This window comes from Mangrovivirga cuniculi (genome assembly GCF_005166025.1).
Taxonomy (GTDB): Bacteria; Bacteroidota; Bacteroidia; order Cytophagales; family Cyclobacteriaceae; genus Mangrovivirga; species Mangrovivirga cuniculi.
In genome coordinates this window covers 3,155,862-3,171,877 of sequence record NZ_CP028923.1, presented here as the reverse complement: position 1 = coordinate 3,171,877, position 16,016 = coordinate 3,155,862, and the positions used below count along the sequence as shown (strand labels likewise).

The 16,016-nt window shown below is 38.5% G+C and carries 16 protein-coding genes; 6 read left to right on the top strand and 10 right to left on the bottom strand.

Annotation, left to right across the window (positions count from 1 at the left end; translation table 11 throughout):
* Positions 1-10: 10 nt before the first annotated feature.
* The 5 genes from DCC35_RS13935 (at position 11) to DCC35_RS13920 (ending at position 2,701) form a co-directional block, all read left to right on the top strand.
* Complete coding sequence (locus tag DCC35_RS13935; protein WP_137091386.1) at positions 11-565, top strand: REP-associated tyrosine transposase; 555 nt, start codon at positions 11-13, stop codon at positions 563-565.
* A 312-nt stretch (positions 566-877) separates the two neighbouring features.
* Positions 878-1,429, top strand: a complete 552-nt coding sequence (locus tag DCC35_RS13930) for a hypothetical protein (RefSeq protein WP_137091385.1) — start codon at positions 878-880, stop codon at positions 1,427-1,429.
* Between the two features lie 314 nt (positions 1,430-1,743).
* Entirely contained in the window at positions 1,744-1,869 is a 126-nt protein-coding gene (locus DCC35_RS21565; protein ID WP_262710346.1) for a hypothetical protein, read from the top strand.
* Between the two features lie 224 nt (positions 1,870-2,093).
* On the top strand, positions 2,094-2,507 hold the full coding sequence (locus DCC35_RS13925; protein ID WP_137091384.1) for a hypothetical protein: 414 nt from the start codon (positions 2,094-2,096) through the stop codon (positions 2,505-2,507).
* Entirely contained in the window at positions 2,504-2,701 is a 198-nt protein-coding gene (locus DCC35_RS13920) for a helix-turn-helix transcriptional regulator (protein ID WP_137091383.1), read from the top strand. Before DCC35_RS13925 ends, DCC35_RS13920 begins: the two co-directional genes overlap by 4 nt.
* Before the next feature lie 7 nt (positions 2,702-2,708).
* Here the strand turns inward: DCC35_RS13920 and DCC35_RS13915 are convergent, their stop codons facing one another.
* The 4 genes from DCC35_RS13915 to DCC35_RS13900 form a co-directional block, all read right to left on the bottom strand.
* Entirely contained in the window at positions 2,709-4,472 is a 1,764-nt protein-coding gene (locus DCC35_RS13915) for a thiamine pyrophosphate-binding protein (protein ID WP_137091382.1), read from the bottom strand.
* 120 nt (positions 4,473-4,592) lie between these two features.
* Positions 4,593-4,934: a YciI family protein gene (locus DCC35_RS13910; RefSeq protein WP_137091381.1), complete on the bottom strand. Its 342-nt coding sequence runs from the start codon at positions 4,932-4,934 to the stop codon at positions 4,593-4,595.
* 103 nt (positions 4,935-5,037) lie between these two features.
* Positions 5,038-5,376, bottom strand: coding sequence for a n-acetylglutamate synthase (locus DCC35_RS13905; protein ID WP_137091380.1), 339 nt, complete (start codon positions 5,374-5,376; stop codon positions 5,038-5,040).
* Between the two features lie 141 nt (positions 5,377-5,517).
* Complete coding sequence (locus tag DCC35_RS13900) at positions 5,518-6,780, bottom strand: glycosyltransferase family 87 protein (protein ID WP_137091379.1); 1,263 nt, start codon at positions 6,778-6,780, stop codon at positions 5,518-5,520.
* A gap of 165 nt (positions 6,781-6,945) precedes the next feature.
* On the opposite strand from DCC35_RS13900, the gene DCC35_RS13895 reads away from it, so the two are divergent.
* Positions 6,946-8,076 (top strand): AI-2E family transporter, encoded by a 1,131-nt coding sequence (locus DCC35_RS13895; RefSeq protein ID WP_137091378.1) that lies wholly within the window; start codon positions 6,946-6,948, stop codon positions 8,074-8,076.
* Positions 8,077-8,114: 38 nt separating this feature from the next.
* On the opposite strand, the gene DCC35_RS13890 is transcribed toward DCC35_RS13895, so the two are convergent.
* The 6 genes from DCC35_RS13890 to DCC35_RS13870 all read right to left on the bottom strand — a co-directional run bounded on the left by DCC35_RS13890 (position 8,115) and on the right by DCC35_RS13870 (position 16,015).
* Complete coding sequence (locus DCC35_RS13890; protein ID WP_137091377.1) at positions 8,115-9,485, bottom strand: serine hydrolase; 1,371 nt, start codon at positions 9,483-9,485, stop codon at positions 8,115-8,117.
* Positions 9,486-9,592: 107 nt separating this feature from the next.
* The gene (locus DCC35_RS13885) at positions 9,593-10,165 is read right to left on the bottom strand and encodes a pyridoxamine 5'-phosphate oxidase family protein (protein ID WP_137091376.1); all 573 of its coding nucleotides are present in this window, start codon (positions 10,163-10,165) and stop codon (positions 9,593-9,595) included.
* 117 nt (positions 10,166-10,282) lie between these two features.
* On the bottom strand, positions 10,283-13,657 hold the full coding sequence (locus DCC35_RS13880) for a PKD domain-containing protein (protein WP_137091375.1): 3,375 nt from the start codon (positions 13,655-13,657) through the stop codon (positions 10,283-10,285).
* A 44-nt stretch (positions 13,658-13,701) separates the two neighbouring features.
* Complete coding sequence (locus DCC35_RS20735; protein WP_175402828.1) at positions 13,702-13,866, bottom strand: hypothetical protein; 165 nt, start codon at positions 13,864-13,866, stop codon at positions 13,702-13,704.
* Between the two features lie 36 nt (positions 13,867-13,902).
* A complete protein-coding gene (locus DCC35_RS13875) occupies positions 13,903-14,520 on the bottom strand; it encodes a hypothetical protein (RefSeq protein ID WP_137091374.1) in 618 nt (205 codons plus the stop codon).
* A complete protein-coding gene (locus tag DCC35_RS13870) occupies positions 14,513-16,015 on the bottom strand; it encodes an NAD(P)/FAD-dependent oxidoreductase (RefSeq protein WP_137091373.1) in 1,503 nt (500 codons plus the stop codon). Before DCC35_RS13870 ends, DCC35_RS13875 begins: the two co-directional genes overlap by 8 nt.
* Position 16,016: the final 1 nt, after the last annotated feature.

Below are 16,016 nucleotides of genomic sequence, written 5' to 3'. Positions count from 1 at the left end.
ACCAAAACTGATGTCTGAAAAGTATAAATTTAATAATCCCGAAGGGATCTATTTTGTCACATGTACAGTGGTATTTTGGATTGATCTATTTACCAGAAAAGAATATAAGCACGTACTATTAGACACATTAGGATATTATCAGGAAAAGCGAGGACTTATCATTCATGCCTATTGTATAATGCCAAGCCATATTCATATGATAATTAGTTCTTCAAGAAAAGAGGAAACCTTGTCTGCGATAATGCGAGATTTTAAAAAACTTAGTAATAAACGGATATTATCAGAAATAGGCAGAATTAATGAAAGTAGAAGTGAGTGGTTATTAAGAGCCTTTAACCGTGTAGGAAGCAAATTAAAAAGAATAACTACAAATAAGATATGGATGGATGGAAACCATCCGATAGAATTGGATAATAATAAAATGATTGAGCAAAGACTTGATTATATTCATAATAATCCGGTAGATGCAGAAATCGTAGACGAGGCTGAAAATTACTTGTACAGTTCCGCAAGAGATTATTATAATTATAAAAAAGGATTGTTAAAAGTGGAGCTGTTATTATAGGCACGCGTATTGCTTCGCTACGCGCGCCAGGGAAATGTCAGCATTAAGAAATTCTGACAATATTGGTTCAAGTTTAAACCTGAATCTGTGATGAAGTATGCTTTGTCAGTACAGAATAGTCCTAGACTTACCAGGTTTACCCACATATATTTTTGGAACATAAAGAGGCGCATAGACAATCATTGCCTATCTTTATTTAACCAAAATACAGCAGGTATAAGTTAAAGCCTTTTTGAAAGTAAAACGAAATCAGTTTCCGAATAAGAAAATTTTTATCCGATCAATAACCATTAAATTTTACACCCTATTTTCATGTTTAAATATTTTTCATTTTTTCTCTTATTTATTTTTTGCTGGACCCTTCCAGGGTATGGGCAAGCCAATGAAATTCAGACCGATAAGTGGCGAAAATTCGTCAATATAGGTTTTGAGTTTATGATGCCTTACACCACAACGAGTAGTTTATCCAGTCTCGACAGATACAATAAGATTTCGAAACTTTTTCCTGATACAAAAAGCTATCCACTACTAAGGTACCGTAGCAATACTGAAGGTTTCGATTGTACAGTAAGTGTGGTGGCCTTTGAGCCATCGGTTTTAGCATCAGAAAGAAATATTACAGAGCGATTATTTAATCCGATAAAAGAGCAAATTGAGGGGCATGAAAATGCCAATATTTTACATGAAAGTGTTAGCAATGTAAAAGGCAACACAAAGCTGAAGTTGCAGGTAAAAGTACCGCAGGGCACAATTACCTTGATTTATTGGGTCTGTGAGCAATATGTCATTTCTATATACTTAGAAGATGACTCTAAGGAATTGACAAGCACTAAATTTTTTGAAGAGCATTTCCGCTTTTATTAAAAATGCTCTCAACTGGCGCACGTTGCTTTTTCAGCAAAACGCGTGCACATACAGTCCTAAAATAAGTTGACAGTTTAAAAGGATAGTCCTATAATAAATTTACAATTTCATCATAATCCTGTAGAATCAGAAATTGTTGATGAACCAGAAAATTACCGATACAATTCCGCAAGAGATTATTATGATTATAAAAAAGGATTGTTAAAAGTGGAGCTGTTACTATAGGCACGCGTATTGCTTCGTTTCGCGCGCCAGGGAAAAATTGACAGAGACTCAATTGAGAAAATATTAAAGTAAAAAAACTCACTAATAGAATGAAAATTGAACAGATAAAAGAAGGGTTTGACATTGATATTGGGGCACCCATGCCGACTATTCTATCTAATGAACATCAAATTTACCTGATTTCTCCACTGGTGCGCGTTGCTTTTTCAGCATAACGCGTACCGTCTAAAACTCACTTCTAATCTATATTAATATACTGGAATGATAGAAGGCACGCTTATTGCTTCGCTACGCGCGCCAGGGAAAAGGTATCTTTTAATCCCAGTTTACTAAAAGTAAAACTTTATAATCTTTTTGTAAAGTTTAGTTTACATTATCATTTCTTTTTGTATATTTGTGTCAATAAAACTTTACATTTGTTAAATAACACTTTACAATTATGAATGCAGAACATACTAATCTTAAAGACCGGGTGAAGAAAAACACGAGAAACCTGGCTATCTGGACTTTCGCATGGGTAATCACCGTTGCCCTCGTATCTTTCGGAGCTAAATTCCTGTGGGACTTTAACGAAACGATCTCTATTGCGGCGATTATTCTGAATCTGATTACGGGTATCGGACTCATCCTGGCCAACCGACGATACATTATGGAACTTGATGAATTGCAACGCAAGATCTTTATGGATGCAATGGCCATGGCGCTTGGTGTCGCAGTAGTTGGAGGTCTGGCCTATTCAATGATGGATATTACGAATATCATTAAAGGCGATGCTGAAATATCTATAGTCGTGATGATGATCGGAATCACATACATGGTATCAATTATCATCGGAAACTTCAGATACAAATGAAAAATCGTCTAAAAGTATTACGAGCAGAAAATAATATGACGCAGGCTCAACTTGCCGATGCGGCTAATGTTTCCCGGCAGACGATCAATGCCATCGAAAAAGGGAAGTTTGATCCCAGTTTGCCCCTGGCTTTTAAGTTTTCAAGGTTATTTAATAAACCAATTGAAGAAATTTTTCAGGATGAAGAGGAATGATTTGATATCATTCCTTTCTTCCATTTATTTCTTTATCGATAAATGAGTTGATCTCATTTTTGATATTTTCCCACTGCCTTTTATCTCCTCTAATCGATTGTAATGCTTCTTTGATTTTTGATGTACCAAAGTTCTTCGCTTCCTCGAATCCTATTTTTGGTGGTAGTGACAACTCTCCGGACGCTACTTTCGCATTAATGATGCAGGGTAGGGTAGAAGACTTAGCTTTATTTAAGATATCGGTGATCTCATCCGGTTTATCGATGGTGTATCCAATTCCCCCGGCGATCTCTGCGTATTTTGCGAAATCAAAATTCTGAACTTTTAGCGCATCATAATTAGGTGCCAGTCCGGCTTCTTCCATTTCGATTTTAACAAAGCCCAATTCTGAATTATTAAAGACGATTATTTTTATCGGTAGTCCGTATTCTACTGCAGTGGAAAATTCATTGAGGGTCATGTGAAAAGAACCATCGCCAACTAATGCCCATACTTCGCGATCAGGATATTGGAGTTGAGCACCGATCGCTGCCGGTAAACCTACTGCCATTGATCCATGGTTAAACGAACCGATCATACGGCGCTGGTCTCTGAAGTTCATGAAGTTTGTCGACCAGATAGTCGATGTTCCGGTATCAACGACAAAAATCGCATCATCAGAAGCAATGTCACTCATTCCTTTTGAGACTGATGAAGCCTGGACGAGTGATAATTTTCCCTCGGGATCAGCTTTTTTATTATTGCCGCTTTTCCAGTTGTTAAAGGAGTCGACCAGTTTGTCACGGAAGCTGCTGTCAGATTTTTCGTTGCACTTTTCTAAAAGTTCATGTACCACATATTTCACATCGCCGTGAATACCGAGATCGACCGACGCGCGATTGCCGATGCTTTCCGGTCGGATATCGATCTGTATGATCTTAGTATCTTTCGGCAGGAATTCGAAGTAAGGGAAATCAGTACCCAGCATAATCAGCAGGTCGCATTCCATAATGCCATCATAGCCGGCAGAATTTCCGATTAACCCGGATAAACCTACCACACCCGGGGCATCGTGATCGAATATATCTGAGGAGCGAACGGTATGGGTGATGGTTGCCTTTATTTTGTCAGCAAATTTAAGTACTTCGTCTCTTCCATCCCGGCAACCGGCACCGGCAAGAATACCGATTTTTTTTTCTTCGTTAATGAGTTTCGCTGCCTGATCGATAGTTGATTCGGGAGGGATTACGATGGAATCAGAAACAAATATATCCTGAAGAAAATAGTCATTTTTGGCTTCCATTTCTGCGATATCTGCAGGCAGCTCCACTCTGCAGACCGTTTTATTATTGATTGCTATTCTCAATGCCCGGATAAATACCCTGGTGGCTTCCTCCGGGCTGCGTATGATGGCCTGGTAATCGCATACATCATCAAATATTTTTTTTAGATCAGCTTCCTGGTGAAATCGAGTTCCGATATACTCAACAGGCACCTGTCCGGTAATAGCCAATACGGGAGATCGTTCTTTTTTTGCATTGTAAAGACCATTAATCAAATGCAGGGCTCCGGGGCCAACCGTGCTGGCGCAGACTCCAAGCTTACCGTTTAGTTCACCCTGTGCAAAAGCAGCGAAGGCTCCATTGCCCTCGTGCTTTACTTTGATCCACTTTACCTGGTCCTGGTTTCCAATTGCACATACTAATGGATTTAGTGCATCACCGGCAACGCCAAAGATGTGTTTTACATTAATACTTTTTAAAATATTGAGTAGTTGTTCTGAAACAGTCATTTGCAGATAGTTAGTGATTGATAGAATTCTAATAAATAGAACTCTATTAAGTTAACGATGTTTAACCGAACTGGCTCAAAATTTAAGTCAAATCCATCAATGGCTCTTTTAGATTTAATTTTATCCCGGTAGATCCATCGCTTCATGCACTTCAATCTCGCAGGAATCATCCCATCCGGATAAATGTGGGTGGTCTTTGAGTAACTCTTTGGCATGATTTATATCTTTTGCCTGGAGGATAGAGTAGCCAACAACTTCCCGCTCGCTTTTTTCTGTTGATCCATCGACATTGATCTTTTCACCGTTGGCCAGTGGATTGCCCAGGTCGACTAAATGGTCTTCGCATTTTTCAGCCCATTGTTGCCAGCGTTCCATGCCTTTTTTTGCTTCTTCAGGAGGTGTGTTTTGGGTTTTGGCCAGCACATCGTTTGGCATGTGGTAGAGTACAATGAATTTTTTCATGATTCAGGAAAGGGTTAGTGTGAACAGGTATAATTTAACCCTTTACGGCTATTGAAAAAACCATTCAATCTTCAGATTTCACAAAATCCCCCAGGTTGGAGTATCAAATTTCTTCTATAACAGACTCACCGGATGATTGGTCACCGGAAGTCCAGGTCCATTTCTCATGAAGCCTGATCTTCCCATTGTTAAGTATCTCAGGTGTTGATTTGCACTCTCCGGTCATCAGTTGTCCATTTGTATTAACCTGGTGGTATCTCATATCGATATTTCCTTTACTATCTACGATACCGATCAAATGACCCTTTTTTATATTACCACCCCGATAATAGGCAGTAACGATGGTTCCTTGTTGAAAATAATGGAATATGGTTTCTTCTGATGTTTCTGAGTTATCTGTATTGTTTACCGGGCTAAATCTTTTATTATCGTAATTAATCATGAATACTAATTTAATTGATAGAGAAATGATTTGATTAAGACCTCCATTTAGGTGATAACTATATAAAGCCTATCCGTGAGTATTTCTAACGTCAATATCCTGAAATAAAGTATATCATTATTTTTATCCGGTACCTGACATTTAATACACCTTAGATAACCTGTCCTTTTTCAAATCCTTTGAGAAGAAGATTTTTCCACTGAAATACAATAAGATAACGACCAGATACAGGGTAAAAATATCATAAGTTCTCAAAACATTGTAGAGCAACTTTCCTGTCGTGTCACTGCCTTCGATTCCCAGCACGAACGCAATAATGATCAGGAAGTATACGAATACCTTTTCCCATTTTAACCTCACAAATTCTCTATGGGTAAGAAATAAGGGCAGAAGAATATACATGAACGTCACTAAGTGCGCCGTCCAGGTGATCGTTGAGACCAGGTGAGTAAAACAAAACAAGATGGCAAAGACAAAAAGGTTGTCAATATTGTTTCTCCTCCTGATTGATATGAAAATGACTATGGAAATCAGAATGATCAATGCCAGTAAAATAATGTTCCTGTAAAGGGCAGCTTGTTCCATAACTTCCGGACTCACTGCGTTATTAATTGTTTCCGTGGCAATTAATTTCACGATCAGTGCCATTAATGAATGGTTAGTATATGAAATCAATCCTTCTGCAGCCTGGTTTTGAGCTTTTTTGAGGAAAAAATCATAGTAGTTTATATAAACCTGCCATCCTTTCGTCACCAAAGGAATTAAAAAGCAGAGTAGAACCGTGCCTGAAGCGGCCAGCCATACTTTGATGTTCTTCCAGTGATAAACGACTATAAAACCAAGAATCACCACAGGTATGATTTTGATCGAAGCCGCAATCGCAATAAAGATAACAGCTGCCACCGGCTTGTTTTTAAAGAAATAATAGATCCCAAGCAGGGTAATCGTAAGCAGTAAAAAGTTGACCTGGTAAGTAATCAGGTTATTCCAGAAATATTTTAGAGAGAAGACGACGGTAAGAATTACTGGTATCTTGTATTGATCTACCGACAGATTGAGTGTTTTACAAATTCGAATCAGAATGATAACACATAGCGGTAAAAGCACAAATACATTTGACAGGAGGAATATATTTGCTGAAAGTTTCAACGGAAAGATCGCGAATAACTGGAACAGAAATGCTGCAAAAGGAGGGTAGATATAATCTCTTGCTCCTTCAATCGGATCATACAGATCGTTTCCCTCAAAATAATCCACTCCTGCTTTCCAGAAAACAAAGTAATCAGATCCGACGTCAATATTCTTTTCAGTTTTATTGATTGAAAAGAAGACCATGGCAATCGCAAATACCACCAATAGGCCATAATAGATCTTTTTTCTGTGCTTTTTTATAGTTGATATCATTATTGATTTTTAATAATAAAAATTTGTGAATATCTTATTTGAGTTTTTAACTGATCAAAGGATAAAAGATCAATAAAATCAGCTCAAAATTAATATAATAAGCATAAAAATTTGTCGGAAATATAATTTTCCTGTTGACTTAGTGATTTTTAAATTAATACCTCAATGAAAGATCAAAGCCTGAATAGAGCAACTGTTTTAATTCTTACACTAGGAATAACGATTTTATTCCTGGTTATGGTCAAGGGTTTTTTAATGGCTATTTTCCTGGCAGCGATCTTTGCCGGGATGTTGTACCCGTTTTACAAGCGACTAGCCAATAAATTTGGTGGGCGTACATCGGCTAGTGCCGGAGTGACATTAATACTTTTTGTGTTGGTTATCTTATTGCCATTAGCCGGGTTAATGGTTGTGGTAATTGAACAGGCAGTAAATGCAGTCAGGCTAGTTGAGCCATTCTTAACAAAGTATGCAAAGGAGCCTAATATAATCGTAACCGAACTTGAGAAAATTCCGATTGTTCATAAGGTGTTCCCAGATCAGGAAAAATTGGCTAACTCAATTGGGAATGTGGTGAAAGAACTTGGTAATTTCATTATCAACGGACTTCAGAGCTTTTCTTCAGGTACAGCTAATTTTATTTTTTCCTTCTTTATTTTCCTTTTTACTCTTTATTATTTCCTTATTAATGGTAAGAAGTATCTTGAGCAGTTTTTATACTACCTGCCGTTAAAAAATGATGAGGAGCAAACACTGTTGACCAAGTTTGTAAAGGTTACTAAAGCAACTTTAAAAGGGACGTTATTTATTGGGGTAATCCAGGGAGTGCTTGGAGGAATTGGAATGGCCATAGCAGGAATACCCAATGTGATATTCTGGAGTGTAGTGATGGTGATCTTTTCAATCATTCCGGCTCTTGGTACAGCGATCGTCTGGATCCCTGCGGTGATCTATCTTTTTATTGTTGGAGATACCACTCCTGCTATCATTTTAGGTATCTATTGCGTAGTGGTGGTGGGCAATATCGATAACCTCATCAGACCTAAGCTGGTCGGTAAGGATGCAGGCTTACCAGACCTGATGATCTTATTTGGTACACTTGGTGGATTAGCAGTATTTGGAATTGCCGGTATTATTATTGGTCCGTTGGTAGCCGCTTTATTTTTAGCCTTATGGGAGATTTACGGACACGTTTTTCAGCATTCTTTATACCCTGTCAATACAAAGCAATTAGACGAAGACCTTAAAAGCGGGGAGGGGAGTGAAGAGTATAAAAAAATTATAGAAGACGATTAAGCAAAGTAATCGTCTTCTAAATAGTTTAGTTATTGTAATCAGATCAGTTCATTTAATTTGCTTTGGGCATTTCGATTGCCGGTATCTAATTCAAGACATTTTTTGAAGTAAATTTTAGCAGACTCAGTTTTGCCTAATGAAGTATAGCAGTCACCCAGTAATTCATAATACGCTGATTTTTGGTCGTCAGAAATTGAACAGGTTATAAAACCTATGCTTAAGATTGATATTGCCTGGGTGTATTTTTCTCTTCTGATCAGATACTGCGCAGTTTTTTTTAGATCGTTCACCTCGTTATCCATATCATAAACATCCTGCATATCAGATTTTATTTTAAGGTAATAAGCAATTCCGGATTCAAAATCCTGGTTTAGTTTTTCCCGGATATCTAAATAGATCGATCGTTTAGGGATTTCAAAAGGCTGATTTTGGACGATGTTTATTATAGCGTTTCCTATTTCTCCCAATTTAAAATTTTGGTTGTTTGTCATCAGGATTATTTCCAGTTCAATTTCCCTGGAGTAATATATTATTGCTTCGTAGTTATTGCCCGACCCATGGTGATAGTGTTGCAATACACCTGCAGAGTCGATTTCAATATTTCCTAAAGCTGATTGTTTGTTATTGCTGAAGGCTTTGCCTAAAGTTATAAGCGATGCTTTATTGATCAGTTTACCTGAGTATAATCCATTCAACCATTTATGCAGGTTATCTGCAGTCAGATAATATGCCTTTGTATAATCGTGAATGAAAGTGGTTGTGTTTCCATCGTTATCAAACGACTCGGCCATTCGCCCATGTAGTTCACTGTTTGATGGCTGGCTAATTTGATCGATGCCTAAAGGCTTCAATAATTCATTTTTAAGAAAGACTTTAAACTGATGTCCTGATATTTTTTCTATTAATGCTCTTCGTAAAATTATGTTTGAATAATTATAGTCATACTGAGTTCCAGGTGTGAATTTTAACTCTGTTGATTCCGACAGAGACTTTTTAAGGCTTGTTATGTCAAAACCTTCTGTTGAGATAATACCACTTGAATAATTCAGTAAATGCTTTATTTTAATTGCCTGACAGTATGAGGGTAAAAAATCAAGGTAATTTCCTAATGGATCATTAATGTTTAGTTTTCCCTGCTCAGATAAAACCATAATGCTAACCGCACTAAATTCCTTAATGATAGATCCGATGGGCATGCTGTGGTTAATAGTTAAGTTTGATTTCTGATTATCAGCATAGCCGAAAGAATTGGAATAAATCAGATTACCACCTTTATGTACTAAGATATTTCCGTTAAATACACCGGTTTTAAATGATGCATTCATCAGGGAATCGATATTTTTGCTATAATCTTGAGCGTTTAAAAAAGGATTTGTAATAATGATTAAGAGGGTAAAAATGTGTTTCATGTAAATTGCGTTTTTTTACAAGATGCATGAAACGAGAAAGTCGTGGGGATATTTATATCGACGGATTAATTACAGTTTTAGTGTCTCTTATACTGTTTGAGTGGAGGCTAGGGGACCAGCCAGCTTTGTTCATTATTATCAAAATTGAATAGGCACCTGATGTGACCATCATTATTTAATTGTAACACTTCCATTTCACTCACATTCACTTCCAGAACAGCAAAATATTCGTCATCAAACTCAGATTTAAACTTTTGTGTTGAATCGTATTTATCTTTCTTTTCTCCTGGTGAATTCTCAGTATTATACGATTCCTTTCCGCCATTGAGATTAACAAAATGCATTTTACTGATATCATTGTTATGATGTATGCTACAGGTACCGGTAAGCTTCACCTGGCATTTGTTGCTTTTTCCATAAGTCAATACTGAAACATTAGAGTTGACTTTTATTTGTTCGATCTTATCAGACCGGATATCAGTATAAATGAAAGCCTTTTTTTCTTCCGGAATAAACTTCCTTAATACAACATACCGCTGATCAGGATTGTCGTTGTTGACCGTTGAAAGTATGACAAAATGAAACTGAGAGCGAGTGTCTGCACCACCTCTTTGAAGTTCCCTGAGTATAATACTTTTAATATCAGATAAAGAATTTGAGAGATCTATTAAACCAGCCATAATTCACTAACTGCTTATGCAGGGGTTGTGTTTAAGGTTCGGCAAAATGTTTTCTGTTAAAGAAGAAATCTCACGTGGGTCCAGGGTCAATTCCAGTGATTATTATTAATCTTAAAGTTATTCTTCATTATAGCAATAGCAGATTTTTACAATTGCGGATTCACTATCTCCACCTCTTACAAATAAACCATTAAAGGATTCATCTTCGATCTGCAGTGTTTTTGTTTCATTATAAATAATCTCATCAAAAGAACTGAGTATTTCATCGTCGTACATGGTTGCCAACTGTATGGTTCTGCCGGCATAATTAGCTATTGTAATTCTTACTGTAGTTATGCTGTGAGGGAATTCAATTTTAACTCCTGCAGGATGAAACCCAAGTTTATTCTGGCCCTGTGGATCTCCGATTTGTGTGATAAATAAACCAATCTTTGGCGGGATGAACCTAAGTGTATCGTATTCAAAGGGCTCCGTGATTACCGTATCTCCGGTCATTTCCTCAAAATCAACACAAATCTCTTCGCATTCCTCACTTTCAATACAATGAGGCTGAATCTGATGCAAAGCCGCCTGGTCAAGATAGAGCTCAGAGGTGATCGCAGTACGCTGCAACGCTCCAAAGAAAACAGTTATATTATCTCTTTCGGCAATAGCCCGTACCGTGATATTTTGCCATTCAGTTCCTTTTTCAAGTTGCCTCCAGACAATGGAAGAGGAATCCGGATCGGTGCCACCCAGTGGATCTATTCCGATACACCCTTGTGCCTGGGTTGTAGTGGCAATTTGAAACATACCCGTAAACTCATATTCCCATCCAACGTTCACAGCGATCTGCTGCATTAATCCGGTTTGCACTGCACCATTAAGAATGATCCGTTGAGCTCTGCGGCCATCTGAAACGATCCCGATTTCAAAGTTAAAATCAAGTTGGAATCCGGCAGCCTGGGCTCTTTTATCAGTGGTTTCCACGGTAGAAGCATACGGTATCCAGTGATTGGCTACTGTTAATTCACTATCCAGGTCGTCAAAAACCAGTTTATGGAATCCTCCCTCCATATCGGCATTCAATAATTCATTTACATGGACGATCATGCTGGCTTCACCAACCCCTCCGTCATCATCTGTGATGGTTAAGGTAATCTCTTTTGGCCCGCAACAATCGTAAGAATGAGCGACAGAGGCGATTCCCTGTGCTTTTGGCGGATCATTTGTCTGTTCAATATAAGCATTACGGACAGTGCAGTCACCCATCTTCCAGAATCCGGTATGCGTGTCGCACCAGCCTTCGTCTTCAAACAAGCCATCCAGTCGGACACATTGGTTTTTGAGTGAATACATCAGTTCCGGAAGCATCACCAAAGGAGGAACATTGTTAACATTTGCATACATAATACCTATTCCTATTCCTCCAACATCGTCTCGTATGGTAACTTTAATTTCAAAATTCCCATTATCACAATAAGTATGACAGGCCGTTACCTTCCCCTGAGCCTGGGGTTCTTCATTAGTTTCGGAAACTTCGAGTATTTCCGGAGGGGAATCATCTCCCCAGGTTACAGAGGCTGTATGTTTATCCAGCCAGTTGAGGTCAATAAAGGTTACTTCGATGGTAAATTGTTCACCTTCATCAACTGTGATATCCTCAGGCATAAAAACCTGGGGAGCTACGTTTTTAACATTTACTTCTGCGAAATGCCGGGTAGTAACACCGCCATCTTCTTCGACTGAAACTTTAAATTTGGCAATATATAATCCACTTTTACCATAACTGTGATTTGGGTTCCTCGTAATTGTTGATTTTCCATTGTCAAAATCCCACAATGTTTTTGATGTCATTTTCTCTGCTCCACCAATAAATGATACAGCCTGGTTTCCAACCACAGAATATGGACCATTTGAATTTGCAAAATCCTCGGAGGTTAGGGCATGCATACTGGTGATCAGCATATTGCCTGAAAAAAGAATACTATGAGGATCGATCGAAATCGGATTTTCAAATCTTGCCTGTATATCACCAATATCTGTCAGGCTGTTTGGCCATGCCCCGATGCCTGTGAGTTGATCACTGACATCATCTTTAATAATGGACGCACCAATGCTTTCTGCCAGATTTTCTGCCAGGGTCATGACCACCGCGACGATAATAATTCCTACGATTCCAAATAAAAAACCAATAAGAAATGAGAGAATCCAGGCAAGTAGGGAGAGGTCGACATCCGGTTCACCAATAACAAAGGGTTCAATTATCTGTCCGCCCTCGGGGCCATCTATCCATTTTAAACCTGCATCAGCATCAAAGTCCGCATCTACGTCGATACTACCTGCTATGGCATCAACAACTGTCACATCACCTTCAATATCGATGGCTCCTGTCTTAAGGGAAATATCAAGACTATTTAATTTGACCGTTTTACCCTTTACTTTTTCATCCAGCGTGGTGGGTAGTGAACCAAATTCTTCGTTTACTGCTTTATTTATTTCTTCAAGGACCTTTTTTTCAGAGATGGCTGTAGCAAAATCTCTGCCTGCGGGTACAAAAAATGTTATTGCATTTGCGTTTGAGCCATTAAATTTGTTGATGGCAATGGCCAGTCCCTGGGTCAATGATTTAATGGTGACATCATTAATAGTCACATCTACACCATCCGGTGGTACCGGTTCCCATATCAGAATTTGTTTCCTTGAAGCAAGTTCCTTTCTCACCTCATCTTCTATAAATTTTTCAATAGTTTCCTGCGAAGGGACATCTTGTTCCAAATCTCCGATCTGTTGTAATTCTGATTCTGCTAATGCTGAAAATTGAGTTTTAATCGTACTTTCAAGAATTCCGTTAGAAACAAAATTTGAGAGTGTTACATTGGTTGAATAATTTATACCTTCCTGTCCCGGTGCCGGGGTCAGGTTTTCCAGAGTAACTGTCGCTTCACTAAGCTTAGCGACCACTTTGTTTCCTGTTATGCTGTATTCAGAGATCATTTGCACTGTACCTAAAATCCCCATTGGACTAGCCAGGGACTGGCCGGCAAATTCACCGGTGATATCGTAGAAATACAGGTAACAGGGAATATCAATTTTTACTTGTGATCCGGAAGGGAAGGATACTTTGGCGGTTTTTGTAGGATCAGATTCATCATCATACATTTCGAAGTTAGCCTTCATGGAGAAAACAGTGAAGCTGATCGGGATATCATTGTACTGCATTTGCACAGCAGGGTCATTACGTAGTTTTTCATGAATGAATTCTTCGATCATTGCATCAGTAACAGGGCCTATGGGGTCCCCACTGGTAATTGTCGCATTGATCGCATCGGGAGGTAGATTTTCTAACTGTGCGCCAACATTTACTCCATCTTCGAGAGTAATAATGGGTACTTTCACTGAAATATCTGCTGTCAGGTCAAAAAATGTAGCTGATGGAATGGGAGGGTCAGCTATTTCGACGTGGACAATGGTACCCAGGTTTATATCAACACCATTGACTGAAGGTTCCATTTTTAATCCTAACTGATCTTTTGGGATTTGAACAGTTCCTTCTTTTATACTGAATGGCCCAAAGGGTAATCCCGGGGGATCTCAAATTTTTCCGGTATTACGCCTTCCCCGCTTTCATCGTCCGCAGACTTCCAGGCGGCCAGTAAAATTTCATTCAGAACATTTTCAGTTACTTCAGCTATAATTTCGAATCCGTGAGTATTTGGCATGGTTGTATGGGTTATTAGTGGTATTGATAAGGAAAATTATTTTTTCGTTTTCCTGGTGGCTGCTTTGCTTGATTTATTCATTTTTATCTTCATTTTAGAAAAGGAGATTCCGGACTTCATCTTTCCGGCAGTGATTTTCTTATATAAGGGTTTTGGAGCCAGTTCAGGAACTGAGGCTTTCATTTCCCGGTATTCAATGAGCAATGGTATTAAATCATCTGCTTTCTTATATTTTTCGAGTGGGTCTCTATTTTTAATTAAAATAGCTCTTTTATCCGGTGGCTTATTTATTAACCTGATCAGGTCAGCCGTTTTGACTTTCTTTTTGTTGAGTTTGAATTCATCACCCAGCTTTTTTTCAAAGTATTTAGACAGGTCCTTATTTGAATTTGGGTCAATAGATTTACCTGCTGTTTTTTGGATCTTTTTCTCAATTTTTTCGAATTCCTTTTTTCCTTCAGGACCGTATTTGATGCGTTCTTCTATTTCCGTTTTTGCTTTGGCGGAAATTGAATACCCAAGTTCTTCAAGTGCGAGAATGGGATTTGCCAGAGCTCCTAATACTATTTTTTGATCATTACCGTACTTCTTTACCAGTTCCGGCATCATTACCTGGAGTTCTTTAAGACTTTTTATTGATTCTTTTTTAGCCATGATCTTTGTTGTTTTTGCTTTTTAATATGCCGGTTTTTAAATCGTTGAGGATATGACCGCTAATCTGATATCCGTTTTTTAATATTCCTGAAAACCAGTTGTTGTACTCTTCTGAATTAGATTTGAAATCATTGTTCAATGAGCGGAATGAATGTTCGAAATTATTGAAAACTGCTTTCCAGTGAGCAGGCCCTTTGAGTAACCCTTCTGATGTTTTAATGCCGTAATGCAAAGAGCCCTGTGCGATTGATTTTGCAATAAACCCCGGCCTTATTGCTTTTGAGGCCGGAAGCATTCCGGCAAGAATCCCACCGGCTGTTTCTGCATACTTATTGTCGATTCGGGCTCGTGAAGCCAGTATGGTTAGTAATTCAAGCCAGAAAGAATTTAAGTTTCTGTTTCTAATAAACTGAATGATAATATTGCTTAACGCCAGGTCATAACTCAGGTGGTTATTGATCATCGTTTCATAACTGCCTAAAGAAGAAAATGAAAAATCATCTTGTTGAATGGATTCTAATACGGTTTCTGCAGCCCATCTGCCGCTCAATAAGGCATATTGAATTCCCTCACCATTAAGAGAATTAATTAATCCTGCGGCATCACCAATTAATATCAGACGGTCACTAATGATGTTTTTTTCGGGGTTATAGGTCGATAATGGCCATCCGGATATTCTGCCGGATAATTCTCCTGAACCAATTCTTTGAGAAAGTCCGGGGTCTTTCCCGATCAAATCAGTCAGAAGATCTTTTAAATGGGTCTCATTTTTTGGCATTGTTTTAAGCACCATTCCAACACCTACATTGGCATTGCCTTTACCGGTTGGGAATAACCAGTAATATCCCGGGAAGCTATCTTTGGTGAAATAAAGGTCACATCGATCTTCAGGTCCTTTTATATTTTTGAAATAGCCCCTTACAGCCAGTATCCGGTCTTCTTCCAATGGCTTGTCACCGTGAAAGATCCGGCTTACAGTGGAGTTGCTACCATCTGCACCAATGATTATTTTTGCAGAAACAGTCGTCTTAGTGTTTTTCTTTTTTATAACTGCTGATACTTTTTCATCGGTAATGCTGAAGTCAGTTAGTCGTGTGTTTTCAGACAGGGTGGCTCCATTCTCAATTGCTTTGTCAACGATCCATTTGTCCAGGATAATACGGGGGATAACACGTCCATAATAGGGGATGCCTTCTACTTTTGGGATGGGTCGATTAATTATTTCGTTTCCATCCAGAAATACCGAGGCCTGGTTGATAAGATTTGTTTTCGGGAACTCATCCAATCCGGCAATTCCAAGATTTTGTAGCTCTGCAATTGCCACAGGCCCGACAAAATCACCACAGACTTTGTCCCTTGGAAATTCACTGCTATCAATTAAAAGAACATCGATGCCATTTTTTGCGAGATATGCCGCCATAGCAGCACCTCCGGGGCCGGCACCAACTATCAGGATGTCATGGTCATAATTTATTACCGGTTTAATCTTGATCATA

What these genes read in the sequence shown, in the direction of transcription:
- DCC35_RS13900 (WP_137091379.1), bottom strand. Translation starts at nt 6,780, where the DNA reads ATGATATCAACTATAAAAAAGCACAGAAAAAAGATCTATTATGGCCTA.
- DCC35_RS13915 (WP_137091382.1), bottom strand. Translation starts at nt 4,472, where the DNA reads ATGACTGTTTCAGAACAACTACTCAATATTTTAAAAAGTATTAATGTA.
- DCC35_RS13895 (WP_137091378.1), top strand. Translation starts at nt 6,946, where the DNA reads ATGAAAGATCAAAGCCTGAATAGAGCAACTGTTTTAATTCTTACACTA.
- DCC35_RS13925 (WP_137091384.1), top strand. Translation starts at nt 2,094, where the DNA reads ATGAATGCAGAACATACTAATCTTAAAGACCGGGTGAAGAAAAACACG.
- DCC35_RS13920 (WP_137091383.1), top strand. Translation starts at nt 2,504, where the DNA reads ATGAAAAATCGTCTAAAAGTATTACGAGCAGAAAATAATATGACGCAG.
- DCC35_RS13885 (WP_137091376.1), bottom strand. Translation starts at nt 10,165, where the DNA reads ATGGCTGGTTTAATAGATCTCTCAAATTCTTTATCTGATATTAAAAGT.
- DCC35_RS13910 (WP_137091381.1), bottom strand. Translation starts at nt 4,934, where the DNA reads ATGAAAAAATTCATTGTACTCTACCACATGCCAAACGATGTGCTGGCC.
- DCC35_RS13890 (WP_137091377.1), bottom strand. Translation starts at nt 9,485, where the DNA reads ATGAAACACATTTTTACCCTCTTAATCATTATTACAAATCCTTTTTTA.
- DCC35_RS21565 (WP_262710346.1), top strand. Translation starts at nt 1,744, where the DNA reads ATGAAAATTGAACAGATAAAAGAAGGGTTTGACATTGATATTGGGGCA.
- DCC35_RS13935 (WP_137091386.1), top strand. Translation starts at nt 11, where the DNA reads ATGTCTGAAAAGTATAAATTTAATAATCCCGAAGGGATCTATTTTGTC.
- DCC35_RS13880 (WP_137091375.1), bottom strand. Translation starts at nt 13,657, where the DNA reads ATGGAACCTTCAGTCAATGGTGTTGATATAAACCTGGGTACCATTGTC.
- DCC35_RS13905 (WP_137091380.1), bottom strand. Translation starts at nt 5,376, where the DNA reads ATGATTAATTACGATAATAAAAGATTTAGCCCGGTAAACAATACAGAT.
- DCC35_RS20735 (WP_175402828.1), bottom strand. Translation starts at nt 13,866, where the DNA reads ATGCCAAATACTCACGGATTCGAAATTATAGCTGAAGTAACTGAAAAT.
- DCC35_RS13930 (WP_137091385.1), top strand. Translation starts at nt 878, where the DNA reads ATGTTTAAATATTTTTCATTTTTTCTCTTATTTATTTTTTGCTGGACC.
- DCC35_RS13875 (WP_137091374.1), bottom strand. Translation starts at nt 14,520, where the DNA reads ATGGCTAAAAAAGAATCAATAAAAAGTCTTAAAGAACTCCAGGTAATG.
- DCC35_RS13870 (WP_137091373.1), bottom strand. Translation starts at nt 16,015, where the DNA reads ATGATCAAGATTAAACCGGTAATAAATTATGACCATGACATCCTGATA.